Source organism: Blautia sp. HCN-1074 (assembly GCF_037890165.1).
In the GTDB taxonomy this organism is placed as follows: Bacteria; Bacillota; Clostridia; order Lachnospirales; family Lachnospiraceae; genus Blautia_A.
In genome coordinates, this window is record NZ_JBBKBP010000050.1 from 1 (window position 1) to 2,514 (window position 2,514).

A 2,514-nucleotide genomic window follows, 5' to 3' on the forward strand; every position below is an offset into this window, starting at 1 on the left:
GGTATCAAGAAAAACCTATACGGGTGCAGATGTGGACTGGTATGTAAAGGCAGAGGATATTGTATTGAAGAATAAAAGCAACCAGAACGCAGGCAATACACAGAACCATACACCGCAGGGACAACCGAAAAAATAGACTTGCTGAATAGATTTTCGTTGTAGAGGATATACGGAACTGTTATAATATGGGTATGAAGAAAGCGACAAATTAAAATTTTTAGGGAGTGAGAATAGTATATGGACAGTTGGTTTACCGTCGAACAAATAGACCAAGATACATTCGTCATCAGCGAATACAAACACTGGGAAGAAACACATTGTTATCTATTGTGTGGGACAAAAAGAGCCATTCTGATTGATACAGGTTTAGGTGTTTCCAACATCAGAGAGGTTATTGATGGATTGACGAAACTGCCCGTTACAGTAATCACTACTCATGTTCATTGGGATCATATCGGTGGACATAAATATTTTCGGTCTATTGCAGTTCATGAAGCAGAAAAAGAATGGCTATCGGTCAAATTCCCTATACCTTTGCAAGTGGTAAAAAACAATATTATGTGCAATCCATGTGATTTCCCCTCGGATTTTAAGGTAGAGAAATATCAGATTTTTCAAGGGGTTCCGCAAATGATTTTACATGATGAAGATTGTATTGACTTAGGGAACAGAAAGTTGGTAGTTATTCACACGCCCGGTCATTCTCCCGGACATTGTTGTTTCTATGAAGCGGATAGAAAATATCTGTATTCCGGCGATTTGATATATAGCGGTTGCCTTGATGCTTTTTATCCATCAACAAACCCACAAGAATTTTGGAAGTCTGTTAGAAAAATTCAATCTTTAAAGATAAGTCGAATTTTGCCAGGACATCATCATTTATCTATTCCAGTTACTATAATTGACAAGATAGAGACAGCTTTTCACAACTTGTCAAATGAAGGGAAATTAAAACAAGGGAATGGTATATTCAGCTATGAGGGGTTTCAAATCCATATCTGAAATGCAATCTTAGTTTTACAATTTTATATCCCTACACACAAAGCAGTTAGTCTTAGGATTGACTGCTTTTTTCATACCCAGAAAGGAGTGATTGATTTATGCGTATGATTTGGAACAAAGGACACCGTATCAGAGCCAGCGACAAGCACCTTGTTTATCATTTTTCCATAGAGACGCTTCTGTTTGTGTTCGTGGCAGTTCTCCTGCTACTGAATAGCAAACAGCTCATGCGTACCGACTGGGAACATTTCAGCTTATTAGACAATGGCTTTACGCTTTCCCTTTACAACTTCATAACCATACTGATAGCGACTGGTGTTTGTGCATTGGTCGCTTTTCTGTATTACCGCTTCTGTTACGACAGTTTCAAGAAGCTACTGCACCGTCAAAAGCTGGCAAGAATGATACTGGAAAATAAGTGGTATGAAGCCGATACCGTACAAGACAGCGGTTTTTTTACTGACCTGCAAAGCAGATCAAGGGAAAAAATCGTCTGGTTTCCAAAGATTTATTATCAAATGGAAAAAGGACTTCTTCATATCCGCTGTGAAATTACGCTGGGAAAATATCAAGACCAGCTTTTACGGTTGGAGGATAAGTTGGAAAGTGGCTTGTATTGTGAGCTGACCGACAAGACCCTGCATGACGGCTATATCGAATATACCCTGCTTTATGATATGATAGCGAACCGCATTACCATTGATGAAGTACGGGCAGAAAACGGTTGTCTTAGATTGATGAAAAATCTTGTCTGGGAATATGACGCACTCCCTCACGCTCTGATTGCTGGTGGGACTGGTGGCGGTAAAACATATTTTCTGCTGACACTCATTGAAGCCTTACTGCATACAAACGCTGTCCTTTATATCTTAGACCCGAAGAACGCTGACCTTGCAGACTTAGGGACAGTTATGGAAAATGTGTATCACACCAAAGAAGAAATGATTGATTGCGTCAATGCCTTTTATGAGGGCATGGTACAGCGAAGTGAGGAAATGAAGCGACACCCGAACTATAAGACGGGCGAAAACTATGCCTATCTGGGACTGCCACCCTGCTTTCTTATCTTTGATGAATATGTAGCATTTTTTGAAATGCTGGGGACGAAAGAAAGTGTGAGCTTACTTAGCCAGTTAAAGAAAATCGTTATGTTAGGACGACAAGCAGGTTATTTCCTTATCGTTGCCTGCCAGCGTCCAGACGCAAAGTATTTCTCGGACGGTATCAGAGATAACTTCAATTTCCGTGTAGGACTTGGGCGTATCAGCGAATTAGGTTACGGTATGCTGTTCGGTTCTGATGTAAAAAAGCAATTTTTCCAGAAGCGTATCAAGGGGCGTGGCTATTGTGATGTGGGAACAAGCGTTATCAGTGAATTTTACACGCCCTTAGTCCCGAAAGGACATGATTTTTTGCAGACCATAGGTTCTCTTGCACAAGCAAGGCAGGACGGGACGGCGACGTGCGAAGCGAAAGGCGACGGCACGGACTAGCCGTTGCTGGTGTGGCGTA

Annotated in this window: 2 protein-coding genes and 1 pseudogene; all 3 read left to right on the forward strand. The window is 41.2% G+C overall.

Annotation, left to right across the window (positions count from 1 at the left end; genetic code table 11):
- Positions 1 to 136 (forward strand): annotated as a pseudogene (locus WKT11_RS20130) (YdcP family protein); the annotation flags it as partial.
- Positions 137 to 237: 101 nt separating this feature from the next.
- A complete protein-coding gene (locus tag WKT11_RS19635; RefSeq protein WP_008687118.1) occupies positions 238 to 1,002 on the forward strand; it encodes an MBL fold metallo-hydrolase in 765 nt (254 codons plus the stop codon).
- 98 nt (positions 1,003 to 1,100) lie between these two features.
- Positions 1,101 to 2,495, forward strand: a complete 1,395-nt coding sequence (locus WKT11_RS19640; RefSeq protein ID WP_076627806.1) for an FtsK/SpoIIIE domain-containing protein — start codon at positions 1,101 to 1,103, stop codon at positions 2,493 to 2,495.
- Positions 2,496 to 2,514 lie beyond the last annotated feature (19 nt).

Excerpts from the sequence above, each read along its gene's own strand:
- WKT11_RS19635 (WP_008687118.1), top strand. The coding sequence starts at position 238 with ATGGACAGTTGGTTTACCGTCGAACAAATAGACCAAGATACATTCGTC.
- WKT11_RS19640 (WP_076627806.1), top strand. The coding sequence starts at position 1,101 with ATGCGTATGATTTGGAACAAAGGACACCGTATCAGAGCCAGCGACAAG.